This window comes from Aliterella sp. E5.1 (genome assembly GCF_057473825.1).
This window is the reverse complement of sequence record NZ_JBYCCV010000040.1, coordinates 1-15800: the sequence shown is the minus strand read 5'-3', so window position 1 is coordinate 15800 and position 15800 is coordinate 1. Positions and strand designations below refer to the sequence as shown.

The following is a 15800-nucleotide window of genomic DNA, read 5'->3' as shown; positions in this document are numbered from 1 at the left end:
TGTTAGGATGCAGGGAAAACTTTTCATTGCTTTTTTTGCTTCAATTACAAACCATGAGCCTTTGAGGTTTAATGACAGATCATTCCCAAAATAATTTACAATCTCAGTCTGTACTCGTTGCTTCAAATCTCCGCAATAATGCCCAACGCCCCGAAGAAAGTCAAGAATTAGCGTTGAATGCTGCCGCCGCCGCCGCCGATCGCAAAGCGGGGGATATGACAGTGCTAAGGGTGGCAGAAGTCTCTTACTTAGCCGATTATTTTGTCTTGGTTACAGGCTATTCTAAGGCACAAGTAAGAGCAATATCCCAATCCATAGAAGACCAAGTAGCAGAAAAACTCCAACGCCTCCCCATCCGCAGCGAAGGACAAGCTGAGGGAACTTGGGTATTAAAAGACTATGGCGATGTCATGGTTCATATCATGATGCCCAAAGAAAGAGAATACTACAACTTAGAAGCGTTTTGGGGTCATGCTCAAAGAGTTGAATTGCCTGATACCGATGACAATTCTCATAGGGAGTTATAAGAATGATAGAGTCTTCGCTTTCTGTTTGCCCTGTACCCACCGAACAGCAACCACTAAACGAATACGAGGAACTAAAACAAGCAGGCTTTTTTAAAACTTGTACCTTAAACTGGCAGCAGTATATCAGCAAACTTGTTTGGATTTGGGGAATATCTTGGTTAATTGCCGGACCTGTAGCCGCCGCCAGCTTTGCGCCCCATAAATATATATGGCAATTTATTTTGTGTGGCAGTGGGGGGGCAAGCTTGGGAGTATTGCTTGTATTGGTGCGGATGTATCTGGGATGGTCTTATATAAAAGGTCGCCTCACTCAGGCAACCATTTTCTATGAAGAATCAGGCTGGTATGATGGGCAAACTTGGACTAAACCGGAAGAAGTAAAGTCTCGCGACTTATTGATTGCTACTTACCAAATCCAACCAATTTTACAAAGAATACAGCAAAGTTTTGTAAGTTTAGTCTTACTGCTAATTGCTGGGGTTGTAGTTTGGAATTTTTTATAAATATTTGGCTCTAATGACTCTGGTAAATGGTACATTTTACCCATGACAAGGGGAAAACGAACTCAAGCGGCAGAACTTGAAGTCAGGTTACTGCGTGAAGGCATTATTGAATCAAGGCATCAAGTCCAAGCGGTTGTCGCCGACGACCGAGGGCGGGTTTTATCTGTGGCAGGCAATGCGGAAACTGCTACTTTTGTGCGCTCGGCACTCAAACCATTTCAGGCTTTAAGCGTAACGACTACAGGCACTCTAGAGCGATACGAGTTGAGCGATCGCGATTTGGCAATCATTTGTAGTTCCCACCAGGGTACTATTGAACAAGTACGCCAAGTATTTAATATCTTGTGGCGTGCAGATATTGATGCTTCTATCCTTCAGTGTCCAATTCCTGAAGGTAAAAGCAGCCGCTTGCAGTACAATTGCTCTGGCAAACACGCCGGAATGTTGGCGGTATGTCAACAACGGCATTGGCCTTTAAATACTTACTTGCAGCAAAACCACCCCGTACAGCAATTAATTTTTGGCAAAGTTGCTGAGTTGCTAAAAATGCCCGCCGCCGAGTTTATTCACGCTCACGATGATTGTGGTGCGCCAACCTATTTATTGCAGTTGGGACAAATGGCAGCTTTGTACGCGCAACTAGCTTCTGGGCAAAATTTAGATATGGAGCGGATTGTCCGCGCCATGACTCATCACCCCACAATGGTAGCGGGAGATGGGGAATTTGATACCGAGCTAATGCGCTTAACAGAGGGAGAACTTGTTAGTAAATCTGGCGCTGAGGGGATTCAGTGTATTGGTAGGAGTGGCGAAGGGATGGGTTTGGCAATTAAAGTCATGGATGGAGCAAAGCGGGCTAAGTATGCCGTTGCTATCCATGTATTGCAGCAAATGGGCTGGATCGATCCTAGTGTGGGAGAAATTTTGACCGAAAGCTTCATGACTTCGGGTAAATTCAAACGCTTAGAAGTAATCGGCGAATTATCTATTCTTTAGTTGCCAAAACCGAAAATAGTGCTATATTAGAAAAGGCGACGCGGGATAGAGCAGCCTGGTAGCTCGTCGGGCTCATAACCCGAAGGTCAGTGGTTCAAATCCACTTCCCGCCATTGAAACAAATAAGCCCTGCAATTATAAAGTAGTTGCAGGGCTTATTTTTTAGTAATCTCGATCTATGCAAAAAACTAAACTTTATCCTTGGCAAATTATGGGGATTTTGCTCGTAATTTGGCTAGGGAGCGTAGTTGTAGATCTGCTCTGGCTAAAATGCGATCGCGCAATCCCAGCTTGGGATCAAGCAGATTATTTGACGGGATCTTTAAACTATTACCAAGCGTTGCAAAATGCTCAATGGTTGGATAGTCAGTGGTGGCGAAGTTTTTGGCTGCTTTCTAGTAAAATTCCTCCATTTACTTACATTGCGGCGGCGGCTATTCAACAGATTTTTGGTGCGGGGCAAGACCAAGCTATGCTTGTCAACGTGCTATTTAATGGCATTTTGCTCGGTGCGGTGTACGGGTTAGGAGTTGAGCTATTTTCCGTCGAAGTTGGTTTGTGGGCGGCGTTTTTGTGTCAGTTGTTTCCAGCTTTTTATCAACTGCGGTTGGATTTTTTGCTCGATTTTCCCCTCACGGCGGCGGTGACGTTGAGTTTTTGGTGCTTGATAGTTTGGCGGGGGAGAAAGACGCACAATTGGTTGTGGGCTGCTGCTTTTGGCGTTTCTTTGGGTGTAGCGCTGTTAGTAAAACAAACGGCTTTGTTTTTTTTGCTGATCCCGATAATTTGGGTGGGAGTAGAGACAATTAAAAGCCGCCATTGGGGTAGATTATTGCAGCTATTTGGGGCGCTAGGAGTGGCGCTAGGAGTTTGTGGATGGTGGTATAGAGTAAATTGGCTCTTTGTGCTGACTTCGGGTAAACGAGCAACTATTGATAGTGCGATCGCGGAAAATGACCCGGCTTTGAATACAATTGGCGCATGGACTTATTACTGGCAAGTTTTGCCTATTCAAGTTTCGTGGTTGTTATTGATTGTACCGATAGTCGGTTTGCTGATTTATAAGCGATCGCTATTTAGTAAAAAACAAAGAGATAGCTTTGGGTGGTTGGCGGTTTTTTGGATCGGTGCTTATCTCCTTTGTGCGGTGAATGTAAATAAAGATAGTCGCTATGTTTTACCTTATTTGCCTGTAGTGGCGCTATTTTTGGCTTATGGCTTGACGAGCTTTCGCGGACGCTGGCAAATGCCTATTCGTGCGGCTACGGTAGGCTTGGCGGCGTTATTGATGGTGTTTAATTTATTTCCGGTGGCGGGGACATGGATAGAGGTATTGAGTCCCTATGGACAACATTACGCTGAGTTTAAGACTTCATTGCCTCATCGTCAGGTAATTGCAGAGATGATTCAAACTGCGCCTTATTTACGTTCTACGGTGGGCGTTTTGCCTTCTACCGCCGAAATTAATCAACATAATATTAACTATTTTGGAGCGCTACAGCAGTTTCAAGTGTACGCTCGTCAAGTAGGTACTAGAAAAAAACAAGTTAAGCAAGATGCGCGCAGTCTGGAGTGGTTTTTAACGAAAACTGGCGATCAAGGCTCGGTTGCCGAGGCTCAAGCCCTGATGGTAAAAGAGGTTGAGGCTTCGCCAGACTTTGAACTGCAAAAAAGTTGGCGCTTACCGGATGCGAGTAGTTTGCAGATTTATCATCGCCGCTTACCAAAAGTAAAGGTAGAACCTATAAGCGCGAAGATAGATAAAGTTCAGTTGCAAGTTGCTATACCCAATAGTTCGCCGCCTGGTGTCCCCGTACCTGTAACTTATCAATGGAGTGGTGGCTGGGAACAGTTGCAATCGGGGCTAGTTTTGCTAAATTGGCATCAAATAAATACTTCTAAAATAGGTTGGCTAAACGATCGCGCGATTGGCATGGGTAACTTATATAGTGGGATTGCAAGTAGCAACTATTTTCAGGTAACTGAAACTAGCGCCATGCTACCGCCAAAGAATACCCCTCCAGGAATTTATACTTTAAGCGCAACTTATTTCAACCAGAAAACTGGCGAAAGCTATCCTCTTTCTCCTCCTGTAAAGCTAGAAATCAACCCCCGTAGCACCCCCACAGCAGCGCCAGAATTGGATTTAATTACTCAATTGCAAGTTTTAGCAGCTACTTTGCCTCAAGGAACTCCTGCACTGGAATCTTTGTTTGCAGAAGTTGCGCGGATTAATCAGTACGATCCTACTCAAGATTACTTGCAGCAAGCGGCGTTAGCCATGCAATATCGCCTGAAAATGTCACCACAGCCCGATCGCACTTGGGCGTATACTTTAGCTTTAGCAACAGCGTTAAAAAGAGATGTAAATGGAGCGATCGCAGCTTTAGAACAGGTAACTAAGCTAGACGCGCAAAATCCTTACGCTTACGCTTATCTAGCTTTTGTGCATCTCTACAAATTTCAACCTCACCAAGCAGAAATTGCCGTACAGCAAGCGATCGTTCTTAATCCCAAATTACCAGAACTTCATGCCCTTCACAGTATTGCGGCGCTAATGCAAGTTAAATTAATTCCCGCTTGGAACTATTTTCAACAGTACACAAGCTTGTCTAGTTCAGGTAACGCATCAAAATAGATTCTAGTTGAGGAATGCCAAAAGGCTTGCTGAGATAGTCATTTGCTCCTGCTTCTAAACACAAATCGCGATCGCCCACCATTGCCATTGCTGTCACCATCACAACGGGTAATTGCTGCAAATCTGGAGAACTCCGCAAGCAACTAACCAACTCTAACCCTGTAACGTCGTCTCGTAATTGAACATCTAACAAAATTAAATGGGGTTGAAAGTTTCGGAATCGCTCTAAAAAGCTTGCTGTTTCTGAGGTGTAACTGATTTCATCGCCGATTGATTGCTTCGAGATAATCTTGCAACAACATCGCCGTACATTCGTCGTCTTCTACAATTAAAATCCGCCTAGGTGCTTGGATTTGAATTTGCTGCTGTTCATTTAAGGAATCGGTAACAAATAAGGTTGAATCTGCAATGTCACTAGGCAAAAATAAAGTAAACTGACTGCCTTTACCTAACGTTGACTGTACAGTTACATCTCCACCGTGTAGTTGGGCTAATTTGCGTGTCAATGCTAACCCCAAACCCGTGCCTTCGTACTGACGATTCAAGCGGCTGTCTAGTTGTTGAAATGGTTGAAACAAAAATTTAATTTGCGATTCATCAATGCCAATACCTGTATCTGCAACTGTAAAAGCTATGCCTTGAGTTACTTTTTGTACTCGCAGAGATACCGTACCGTGGGGAGTAAATTTAACGGCATTAGACAGCAGATTGAGTAACATTTGCTTGATGCGTCGCTCGTCACCGAAGCAATTTGATATTTGCGGATCGATTTGATAAATCAGTTGGAGGTTTTTAGCTACAGCGCGATCGCGAATTAATGCCAAACAAGCCTCGCCTAGCTCTCTAACATCTAACGAAAGACAAGTCAATTCTTCTCTGCCTGCCTCTACTTTAGACAAATCGAGAATATCATTAATTAAGGCTAAAAGGTGTTCGCCACTGCTATGAATGCAATCTATATATTCTTTTTGTTTGGGATTGACTTCCCCAAAAATTTTTTGTTGTAATAGTTGCGATAATCCCAAAATAGCATTCAGGGGTGTCCGCAATTCGTGACTCATAGTTGCCAAAAATTCGCTTTTTGCCCTACTACCTGTTTCGGCGGCTTCTTTACTTTCAAGCAAAGCGCTTTCTATTCGTTTGCGATCGGTAATGTCTCGGACAATACTAATAACTTCCTGGTTTCCACTGGCAACAATTCGTGCCTCGTAGTCGCGCATTTTGCCCTCAATTAGCAATTGATACTCAATAGCTTGTGGTTCGCCAGTGTTGATAGTTGTTTCTATACAAAGCATAGTTTGTTGAGCTATTTCTATAGGCATTACTGTCTGAATTTTTTTACCGACAAATTCGCTAGGCTTGACGTACAAATGAATGTCTTTGGAGGCTCTGAAGTCTAAAATCGTACCGTCAACACCAAACCTAAATATTAAATCGGGAATTGCATCTAATAAAGCGCGGTTTTTTGCTTCACTTCTTCCCAGTGCTTCCTCGGCGGATGTTTGTTCGGTAATGTTGTTGAGCGTACCGGAGATCCCAATAACTTTACCCTTAAAATCAGCAAGCGAACAGGCATAAATTTCTACACAACAGTAGCCGCCATCAATAGTTAGATAACGAAGTTCGCAATTACAATGATTTGTTTTGAGTTCAATTAACGAATTGAATAAGTCTAAGCCCGATTTGCGATCGTCAGGATGAATGTAGTTAAAAAAGTTTTTGCCTATACTTTCTTCGACACTAAAACCTGTAATTTCTGGCCAAGCTGGATTCAAAAATGTCCAACAACCTTTTACGTCTGTAGTAAAAATTACTTCCTTAAGATTGTCAACTAGAGAGTGATAATTTTGTTCGCTTTGACGTAATGCTGTTATTGTTCGTCTGCGGACAATTACACTGCCAACACTAGCTGCCGCCGTAGCTAGTATCGATTGTTCGGCGGCTGTCCATTGTCTTTTGCTATGACAGTCATCAAAACCAATAAATCCCCAAAATTCGTTGGAAATTAAAATTGGGACTAATAATATAGAAACAATATTTTGGGCTGCGAGAATTTCTCGCTCATAGGGGGGAAAACATTGGGTTAAGTTACAAATAGACTGCCCGCTTGCTAAACGCTCATACCACTGAGGAAATAAGCTGGCGTGGGGTAAATTTTTAGTTTCAAGATAATTAATTTGAGACTCTACAGAAAACTGACACCACTCAAAACTCCGGCTAATCGATGGTTGGGGACAATTGAATTCGCTATGACTTTCAAAAATATAAACTCGATCGATACCGCAAGCTTTACCCAAATCTGCAAGCGCCTGGTTGATGGCTACTGTGAAATCTGTAATTGTCAGTAGATGATTGGTAGCAGCAGCAACTCCTGCTAGTATGCGATCGCAACTTCTTTGAGATGCTTCGCTGTGTTTGCGGAAGCTAATGTCTCTTTGAATTTCAACATAGCATAGTAATTCGCCCGTACTATCGCGCACGGCAAAAGCTGACAAATCTAAATCTACTACTATGCCATTTTTAGTAATACTGCATACTTCGCCCCGGTAAGTGTCGTGTTTTTGTAGCGACTCCATTATTAGTGCAAACTCTGATTCACCCAAATGAATTGTAGGTTTTTTACCATTAAGTTCTTCATCCGAGTACCCTAGTAGCAAGTAATGAGCAGCATTTTGTTCTAAGTAATAACCTTGAGGATCGATGATCGCAATGCCATCGTTGGCATGAGCAATAATTTCTTTATACAGCTTGAGCTTTTCCTCTATTTGCGGTTGAAGGGCGATATCTTGAATTTTCATTTACTATACCGTTCACCTTTTTAAAATAAAGATTGAGCTTTGAATTGAGTTAATTTAACAATGGGCTTGTAGTTGTATATCAATTTAAAAATTATAAAAGCAATCTTATCAAAGGTTTCTTTTTGCAGTAAGCAAATTTATTAACTTACGCTCTAAAGCTATTTAAAGTATGTAATTTAACAAAGCTTATTGCTCGTTGTTTAAAGCTGCGAATTTTCTAAAGTTATTCAAACAATTGCTAAGAATAAAAACAAACCAATATTTATTGGAGAGTAATACCAAAGACTGATTAAAATAGTAAAAAATTTAACTAATATCATAAACTAATATTCCAAGTATATTTAGTCATAATTTAAGTAGAAATTACTTAAGCAGTAATAATTAATTGTTTTGACAAACGGGTAAAAGATATGGATAACCAAAATCTAAAGATTGTTTCCTTACTTCCCAGCGCCACAGAGATTGTAGCGGCATTAGGACTAACAGAGGCAATTGTTGGACGCAGCCACGAGTGCGACTATCCTGCAGAAATCAAAAATCGCCCAGTATGTACTAGGGCGCGTTTGGACTCCAACAAGCCTAGTGGCAAAATCAATGACGATGTTAACGCGATCGTGCAGTCTGCCTTGAGCATTTATCAAATAAATATTGATGTTTTGCAGCAGTTGCACCCAACTCACATAATAACTCAAGATCAATGCGATGTCTGTGCGGTTAGCCTTGCTGAAGTCGAAAAAGCAGTTGCAAGTTTTAGCGAGAATCGCCCAAAAGTTATTTCTTTGCAACCGAATATAATTACCGATCTTTGGGCAGATATTGAGCGAGTCGCCGATCAATTGGGCGTTGAATCTCGGAGTTTGGTAGAAGACTTGGAAGCACGAGTAAAAATTTGCGCCCAAAAAACTCAAAAGCTTTCAATTATGGAGCGTCCTAATGTTGCTTGTATTGAGTGGATAGATCCGTTAATGATTGCCGCTAATTGGATTCCCGAATTGGTAACTTTTGCTGGCGGACAATGCTTGTTTAGCGTTGCAGGTAAAAATGCACCCCAAGTTACGTGGGAGACTTTGGTAGCAACAAATCCAGAAGTAATTATATTTATGTCCTGCGGATTTGATTTAGAGCGGACTCGAACAGAGGCAATGTTATTAAAAAGTCGCCCCGAATGGCAAAATCTCCATGCGGTACAAAGTGGGAGAGTGTACATTACCGATGGTAATTCTTACTTCAACCGCCCCGGACCTAGATTAGTAGATTCGGTGGAAATTTTGGCAGAAATTTTGCACCCAGAAATTTTTGAGTACGGTTACAAAACGCAGGGGTGGGATGCAATGTAAACATATTTCGCTGGAAAACTTCTATATGGAGGTTGCAATCATAAAATAACCTCAAGAAGTGAAGTACCCAACGCTGAACGGATTACCGTTACAGCATGGGCTTCCAGTTTCAACGGTTAACGTCTCTCCAAGACAAGTCTTGGTTTGGTCTTACTTACCCTCCGCAGGTTTGGCGCACCTCGCGCGTCCCTAACTGACGTACACCTCTTGATGTACCCTGGCAACTACCCAGCCTTCCCCAGGTAGAAATATTTGTTTTTTTGGGTTAGAACTTATGCATAGAAAGCGTTGCGTTTTCACTTTCAAGTTCAGTGCAGTATCTAGCCTTTTTGTTTGCTCTGCAAGCGGTTCGCCTACTGCGGCTACATCCTCTCTCCCAACTAGAGCTTTGGATATGTATTAATTCTAACATAGATTGGCAATTCCCTATGGGTCATTACCCGCCTTGGATCCCGACGCTCACCGTTTCGGTAGAGCGCGGGACTTACGGAGACGAATTAAGTTGTGTGTTTTTGGGGAATTTTACCCTAAAAAAATTGCATTCCTCACAATTTCCTCACTTTTAAGCTTTAAAGTGTGCAAAAGCTGGGGTATGTGAGCCGATCGGTGCATCTCGATTGATTGAGTTACAAGTAGGAGTTGCTGGAAATCCTACTTTTGAAGCAACCATCGCAGAAAGGAAAAACAGACCCGTGAAAATTCTGGTTGTTGAGGACGATGACGCGACTGCCGTTGCTCTTTCTAAGGCTATAGCAGCTTCTCACTATTTAGTTGACACCGCTCAAGATGGTTGGACAGCATTAGAGTTGGTGAGAACCTATGATTACGATCTATTGGTGCTGGATGTAGTCATTCCAGGACTAGATGGCATCAGCCTCTGTCGCCAACTCCGCAAAGAGGATCGCCAGTTACCAATTATGATGCTAACGGCTAGAGGAGACATTAGCGATCGCGTTTTGGGACTTGAAGCCGGGGCAGATGATTATGTGGTCAAACCTTGCGATCGGGCAGAATTAACAGCGCGAATTTGGGCATTACTGCGACGCAGACAGGCAACTTTAACAGCGTTACTTACTTGGGAACATCTGCGTGTCGATCCAAACACCAACAACGTTACCTACAATGAGCAGCCCCTCCACCTCACCAAAAAAGAATACGGGTTACTAGAGCTATTTTTGCGCCATCCGCAACGAATCTTTAGCCGGAGTGCAATTCTCGACTATTTGTGGTCGCCCACAGATTCCCCCGGAGAGTGGACGGTAACTACACACATTAAGGGATTGCGCCAAAAACTCCAAATCGCTGGCATGAAGACAGAACCGATTGAAACAATTTATGGTTTGGGCTATCGGCTGCGGGCAGAACCAAAAACAAAGCTGCCACATCAGGTAAGGCAACAAAGCAAAGCTCAACAAAAGAAAATTGTTAAAGTAGCTCTCTCCTCAAACTCCCCCAGCAAAGCTCAAGTATTGCAGGAGATCGCTGAAATTTGGGAGGCGTTTCAAGAGACACTACAAGTTTTGTTTGAGTTATTTGAAAAAGCTGTTGTTCAACTAACAACAGGAAACTTGGACATTGAATTGCAACACCAATCCCTGTCTAAAGCCCATCAGTTAATTGGTACTTTAGGAACCTTTGGAGTCCCCAACGGCATAGAAACTGCCCAGCAAATTGAACAGTTGCTTCAGAATTTGGAGGCGCACGAAGTAAAAAAACTTGCAGATTTGATTGATACATTAAAGCAGGCTGTGGCAGAGCGATCGCGATTGCAGGGACAAGTCCACGAAGGTCAGGAAGCATTGAGCCGCCACCCTCGACACCTATTAACGATCGATAACAATAGGGAACGTACCGAGCAATTCAAAACCCTAGCTGTAGATTACAATTTACAGATTGATGTAGTCGCTGACTTAAGGCTGGCATCAGCGCAAATTTTGGCTCATCCACCCGATGCAATTTTATTAAATTTGGCGATCACTCCTACCGAGCAAACTGGACGCGAGTTTTTAGTCCAATTGGCTCAACAACACGCGCAAATTCCGGTTGTAGTTTTGGAAGCGTACGCCGAATCTAGCGATGGAGTGGAGAGTCGTTGGCGCGCTCGGCTAGAAGTAGCTCGATTAGTTAAATATCGCCTTATATCGCCGCTTAATTCTCCCGATTTCATCCTCCAAGCCGTTGCCCAGGCACTTAATCCCTAGGCAGAAGCTTGCAGTAAATAGATATTACTGCCGCCAGCTCAAGATTTGGATGAGTTTATCAGAGTCTTTCAAGTTAATGACGTGCTAAGTTCAGAGATTTTCTGTAACGACAAGTCTAAACTACCCAAGTAATTTAGAAATTGAAGGCGGTTGCATTCAAGCAAATATCCAGTTTCAACTTCTTTAAACCTAAAAAACGCCGATTCGTTTGGCGATCTCTTTACTTTTTCTCAGAATTTCTTCATTTTTTGCCTATAAAGTCTTGAATTAAGGTAATAGGTATAACTTTCGCAAATTTTAGGAGGTTTTTGGTAAAAAATAACAGCTTTTATCTACATAAATTTGCATATTTTACCTAAACTTTTAACAAAAATTAGCAATATCTGAGAGGTTAGCAGATGAATCGGAACTTTTTAGTAGTTCGCGATCAATTTCCGCCGGAAATCCTCGCTCAAAGCGTCCAATTGCCATTTGTACTTGACCTTTTTAAGTTGGTGCAGGCAAATCCAGAACTGGCGTTGAATTTTAGTAAAGCTTTAGAAATTCAAGAGTTTCAACTTGGCGATATCATTATTAACTACAGTAATCCAGCTTTATCAACTAAATCTGTTCCTAGCGAACAAAATAGAGATGGTTTTTACCTAATTTGCGAGGGGAAAATTCGCTTACTAGGCTTTGACAACAGGGGAAACCGCGAAGTTTCCACGTTAGTGCTGGAAAGCGGCGAAGTCTTTGGTACAGAAAACTTTTTTAGCAAACAAACTTTACTAACCAAAGCGACTTCTTGCAATACCGTTAAAGTTGCCTGGATGCCGATAAGCGAACTCCATAAGTGGTTAGAAGCACTGCCAAGTCTGCAACAGTATTTAATTCAAACTGGGGAGCGCAGACAGTGCTTGACATTTTTCAAAACCCAAACCCAATTAAACTTGCTTCCTAGTCATCAAATCAAGCAACTATTGCCTTACTTGACCGAAATTCAAGTAGAGAAAGGCAAATTACTCAGGGAGGCAACGCCAGCCGTTACCGGGCATTATTGGCTGTGTAGTGGAGAGATTCATGGCTCTGCGGGGGAAGAAACGCCACCCACCAGGGGTGAAAGTTGGGGCTATCCCGACGACTTAGAACTGCCTGCAAGTTGGAGCGCCAAGACAGACTTAATAGTTTATCAATTACCCCAAGAACATTGGCAAGCTGCCCAAGCTGTTGCCCCAATAACAACAATTTCTGCGCCCGTTACTAGCGAGCGAAACTCCAGTAACGGACATATTAAACCAGAATTGACTGCCCAGCGCCCGGAACGTCGCCAGCTACCCCAGTCGCCCAGCTTACCACCGACACAAATTGATTTTCCGCAACCAATTAGTCAAAGCGACAAGCGATTACCATTTTGGCGTTCAAGGAATTTGCGCTTTGGGCGCAGGCTACCATTTATTCAACAGCAAAGTTCTGCTGATTGTGGTGCAGCGTGTTTGGCAACGATTGGTCGGTATTGGGGCAAACGCTTTAGCATCAATACTTTGCGAAATTTAGCTGGAGTAGAACGTTCTGGGGCTTCGCTCAAAGGTTTAGCTCAAGCTGCCGAAAGCCTAGGATACAATGCTAGACCAGTTCGGGCAAGTTTGAGCCGCTTAGAATTGCTATCAAATCCTTGGATTGCCCACTGGCAAGGCAATCACTATATTGTTGTTTATCGCGTCAAAAAAGATCGAGTCTTCGTTGTCGATCCGGGCGTAGGTAAGCGAGTATTTTCTAGAGAAGCTTTTCTAGATAGCTGGACTGGGTACGCACTGCTACTTGACCCCACCGATCTACTAGCATCGGCAACGGAAGATAATGTTTCCCTCAGTCAGTTTTGGGGTGCGGTGCTGCCTTACCGTTCTCTACTGTGGCAGATCGTCTTGCTGTCATTGCTGATTCAAATTTTTGGTTTGATTACGCCAGTATTTACGCAAATTATTCTTGACCAAGTAGTAGTCCAAAAAAGCTACTCAACTTTAAATGTGTTTGCACTGGGACTATTGTTATTTGGTATTTGGCGGATCGGCTTAACGGCAACGCGCCAGTATGTACTGGATTATTTTTCCAACCGTTTTGACCTCACGCTAATTAGCGGATTTATTAGCCATACCTTATTATTGCCTCTGAAGTTTTTTGAATCGCGACGGGTGGGAGACATCATTACCCGCGTCCAAGAAAACCGCAAAGTGCAGCGATTTATCACCAGACAAGCAATTCTCGCCCTGTTAGACTCATTGACTGCCGTTATCTATTTGGGGTTAATGTTTTATTACAACTGGCGGCTGGCAATGCTGGTACTCGCAATTATTCCGCCTATTGTGATTTTGACTTTGGTAGCAACTCCTTGGTTGCGACGAGTTTCTAGGGAAATTTTTAATGAAACTGCCAATCAAAACTCTTTGCTGGTAGAAATGCTGACAGGAGTTGCGGCTGTCAAATCCGCCGCCAGCGAACGCGAAATTCGCTGGCGGTGGGAAGATCGCTTTGTTAGCGCTCTAAATGCTCAGTTTAAGGGGTTGAACTTGGCTAATGGCTTACAAGCTACGAGCGGATTAATTAATAATTTGGGCAGTACAGCACTGCTTTGGTATGGAGCAACTTTGGTAATTCAAGGTCAGCTAAGTATCGGGCAATTTGTAGCTTTTAATATGATGATTGGCAACGTGATTAACCCTGTTTTATCGGTAGTCAATCTTTGGGATAAATTGCAAGAAGTGCTGATTTCGGTAGAACGACTAAATGATGTTTTTTCTTCGCCACGAGAAGAAAACCCGCAACATCCGTTACTAAGTTTGCCCCAGATTCAAGGACAGGTAAAGTTTGACAGTCTGACTTTTCGGTATAACCAAGAGCAAGAGCGCAATACGATTGAGAACTTTAGCTTTGAAGCGGTACAAGGACAAACTATTGCGATTGTTGGTCGTAGTGGTTCGGGTAAGAGTACCTTAGTTCGTTTGTTGCAAGGTTTGTATCAACCCGATAGCGGACGCATTTCTATTGACGGTCACGATCTTCGCCATATTTCTCCTTACTCTTTGCGCAGTCAGCTAGGCGTAGTACCGCAAGAGTGCTTTTTATTTTCCGGCACTATTTTGGAAAATATCACGCTGTATCGGTCTGATTTTAGTTTAGAGCAAGTAATGGATGTAGCTAAACTTGCCGAGGCGCATACTTTTATTCAAGACTTGCCTTTGGGATATAACACCCAAGTAGGGGAAAGAGGAACGGCGCTTTCGGGCGGACAAAGACAACGAATTGCGATCGCCCGTGCCTTGATGGGAAATCCCCGCATTTTGGTGCTAGATGAGGCAACAAGTTCCCTCGATACCGAGTCAGAGCGACGCTTTCAACAAAATCTTGCTCGTCTAGTCCGCGATCGCACGACATTTATTATTGCTCACCGCCTTTCCACGGTGCAAAATGCTGACTGTATTCTCGTCCTCGACCGGGGTGTACTTGTAGAAACTGGCAATCATCAGCAACTTATGGAGCAAAAAGGACTTTATTACCACTTAGCGCAGCAGCAACTAGCGCTTTAAAAAAACTGTTCCTAACGATACATATTCATAAAAGTTGACTAAGAAAAATGCCAAATTGGCAAAATCCGATCGAAAGTCAAACTTAGTATGTATACGGAGACTCTGAATAGTTTATATAAAGTTTTGATAAAGATTTACGTGAAATTACTGTAATTCATTGCCAAAGGAGTGAAGTCAATAGAAAACCTTGAGCTTACATCCAGCAGATGTGACTAAATAAACCCTCGACTCGATCGGTTGCAAAAGTAGCTGCACCTCTGACCAAGTATTAAATGCTCTGAGCCAATAATTGAGTAACTGTCATGAAAAAATTCAATTCCCTGACAATTGTTGAATCTACCAATTTCAGCATTGAAGACGAAGAATATATTTCATCTACCCAAGCTAGTTTTATCTATGGTGGTCTACCTAATTCCAGCACCGCAGTGATAGAAAAGCCTACTCAAGTTAGGGAGAATTATTTAGAGCCAACAGTAGTTCCAGCCCCAAATACTCCGGCGCGCGATCGCAACTGGTCATTGGGCTTGCAGAACTTATTAGAGGAACCGCCAGCTACTTTTCCCCGCCATTTATTGGTAGGAGGGTTAGTTTTCTTTCTTGCTTTTGGCGCTTGGGCTTGGTTAGGGAAAGTGCAAGACATTGGTCAAGCGCGCGGGCGGCTAGTTCCCCAAGGAGAAGTATATAAACTCAATCCTGCCCAGTCAGGTAAGGCAGTCCGCCTCGCGGTGCAAGAAGGTGATACGGTCCAAGCCGGAGAGATGTTAGTTGAACTTGATACCACCGAAGCTAGTAGTGAAGTCGTGCGTTTGCAACAGCAATTGGCAGCCTACGAAGTTGAATTGAATCAGAAGCAAGGGTTAATTGCTAAAAATCAGTTGGAGGCACAAAAGCGCATTGCGATCGCCTCCGCGAACGTGCAGTCGCAACAAGCAGCGATCGCCTCTGTGCAGGCAAAAGCAGAAACTACCCAAAAGTTGATTGTGCTAATGCAGACAGAACTAACCGCTAACCAAACTCGCTTGCAAAAATTAGCACCGTTAACAGTTACAAGTAAAGAGCGGTTGCAGCAGTTGCGGGCGGATGTGGCAGTAAATCAAGCTCGGATTACCAGGTTACAAGCATTGGTAGATGAGGGGGCAATTTCTAAAGAGTATCTGTTTCAAGCGGAGCAAAATTTGCGCGATCGCATTTCAGCTATTAGCCAAAGTCAGTTACAAGAAGATGCAATTACCAATGAACG

Annotated in this window: 10 protein-coding genes and 1 tRNA gene; 9 read left to right on the top strand and 2 right to left on the bottom strand. The window is 43.1% G+C overall.

Annotated features, from left to right (window positions below):
- The first annotated feature begins 71 nt into the window (after window positions 1–71).
- The 5 genes from rsfS (at window position 72) to AC2VE5_RS14060 (ending at window position 4664) form a co-directional block, all read left to right on the top strand.
- The gene (gene rsfS, locus AC2VE5_RS14080) at window positions 72–527 is read left to right on the top strand and encodes a ribosome silencing factor (protein WP_486888376.1); all 456 of its coding nucleotides are present in this window, start codon (window positions 72–74) and stop codon (window positions 525–527) included.
- A 2-nt stretch (window positions 528–529) separates the two neighbouring features.
- Window positions 530–1030: a CGLD27 family protein gene (locus AC2VE5_RS14075; RefSeq protein ID WP_486888375.1), complete on the top strand. Its 501-nt coding sequence runs from the start codon at window positions 530–532 to the stop codon at window positions 1028–1030.
- Between the two features lie 42 nt (window positions 1031–1072).
- Window positions 1073–2026: an asparaginase gene (locus AC2VE5_RS14070; RefSeq protein ID WP_486888374.1), complete on the top strand. Its 954-nt coding sequence runs from the start codon at window positions 1073–1075 to the stop codon at window positions 2024–2026.
- 39 nt (window positions 2027–2065) lie between these two features.
- Window positions 2066–2139: transfer RNA gene (locus AC2VE5_RS14065), tRNA-Met, on the top strand.
- 65 nt (window positions 2140–2204) lie between these two features.
- Window positions 2205–4664 (top strand): glycosyltransferase family 39 protein, encoded by a 2460-nt coding sequence (locus tag AC2VE5_RS14060; RefSeq protein WP_486888373.1) that lies wholly within the window; start codon window positions 2205–2207, stop codon window positions 4662–4664.
- On the opposite strand, the gene AC2VE5_RS14055 is transcribed toward AC2VE5_RS14060, so the two are convergent.
- Together AC2VE5_RS14055 and AC2VE5_RS14050 are read right to left on the bottom strand one after the other, a co-directional pair.
- Complete coding sequence (locus tag AC2VE5_RS14055) at window positions 4639–4923, bottom strand: response regulator (protein WP_486888394.1); 285 nt, start codon at window positions 4921–4923, stop codon at window positions 4639–4641. The genes AC2VE5_RS14060 and AC2VE5_RS14055 overlap by 26 nt on opposite strands.
- 1 nt (window position 4924) lies before the next feature.
- Window positions 4925–7462 carry a PAS domain S-box protein gene (locus AC2VE5_RS14050; protein WP_486888372.1) on the bottom strand — a complete coding sequence of 846 codons (2538 nt, stop codon included), beginning with the start codon at window positions 7460–7462 and terminating at the stop codon, window positions 4925–4927.
- A 410-nt stretch (window positions 7463–7872) separates the two neighbouring features.
- Between AC2VE5_RS14050 and AC2VE5_RS14045 the strand changes: the two genes are divergently transcribed.
- The 4 genes from AC2VE5_RS14045 to AC2VE5_RS14030 form a co-directional block, all read left to right on the top strand.
- The gene (locus AC2VE5_RS14045; RefSeq protein WP_486888371.1) at window positions 7873–8799 is read left to right on the top strand and encodes a cobalamin-binding protein; all 927 of its coding nucleotides are present in this window, start codon (window positions 7873–7875) and stop codon (window positions 8797–8799) included.
- Window positions 8800–9491: 692 nt separating this feature from the next.
- Window positions 9492–11000: a response regulator gene (locus tag AC2VE5_RS14040; RefSeq protein WP_486888370.1), complete on the top strand. Its 1509-nt coding sequence runs from the start codon at window positions 9492–9494 to the stop codon at window positions 10998–11000.
- A 398-nt stretch (window positions 11001–11398) separates the two neighbouring features.
- A complete protein-coding gene (locus AC2VE5_RS14035; protein ID WP_486888369.1) occupies window positions 11399–14560 on the top strand; it encodes an ABC transporter transmembrane domain-containing protein in 3162 nt (1053 codons plus the stop codon).
- 302 nt (window positions 14561–14862) lie between these two features.
- A partial coding sequence (locus AC2VE5_RS14030; protein ID WP_486888368.1) for an HlyD family secretion protein occupies window positions 14863–15800 on the top strand: 938 nt, incomplete at its 3' end.

Excerpts from the sequence above, each read along its gene's own strand:
- rsfS (WP_486888376.1), top strand. The coding sequence starts at position 72 with ATGACAGATCATTCCCAAAATAATTTACAATCTCAGTCTGTACTCGTT.
- AC2VE5_RS14075 (WP_486888375.1), top strand. The coding sequence starts at position 530 with ATGATAGAGTCTTCGCTTTCTGTTTGCCCTGTACCCACCGAACAGCAA.
- AC2VE5_RS14070 (WP_486888374.1), top strand. The coding sequence starts at position 1,073 with ATGACAAGGGGAAAACGAACTCAAGCGGCAGAACTTGAAGTCAGGTTA.
- AC2VE5_RS14060 (WP_486888373.1), top strand. The coding sequence starts at position 2,205 with ATGCAAAAAACTAAACTTTATCCTTGGCAAATTATGGGGATTTTGCTC.
- AC2VE5_RS14050 (WP_486888372.1), bottom strand. The coding sequence starts at position 7,462 with ATGAAAATTCAAGATATCGCCCTTCAACCGCAAATAGAGGAAAAGCTC.
- AC2VE5_RS14045 (WP_486888371.1), top strand. The coding sequence starts at position 7,873 with ATGGATAACCAAAATCTAAAGATTGTTTCCTTACTTCCCAGCGCCACA.
- AC2VE5_RS14035 (WP_486888369.1), top strand. The coding sequence starts at position 11,399 with ATGAATCGGAACTTTTTAGTAGTTCGCGATCAATTTCCGCCGGAAATC.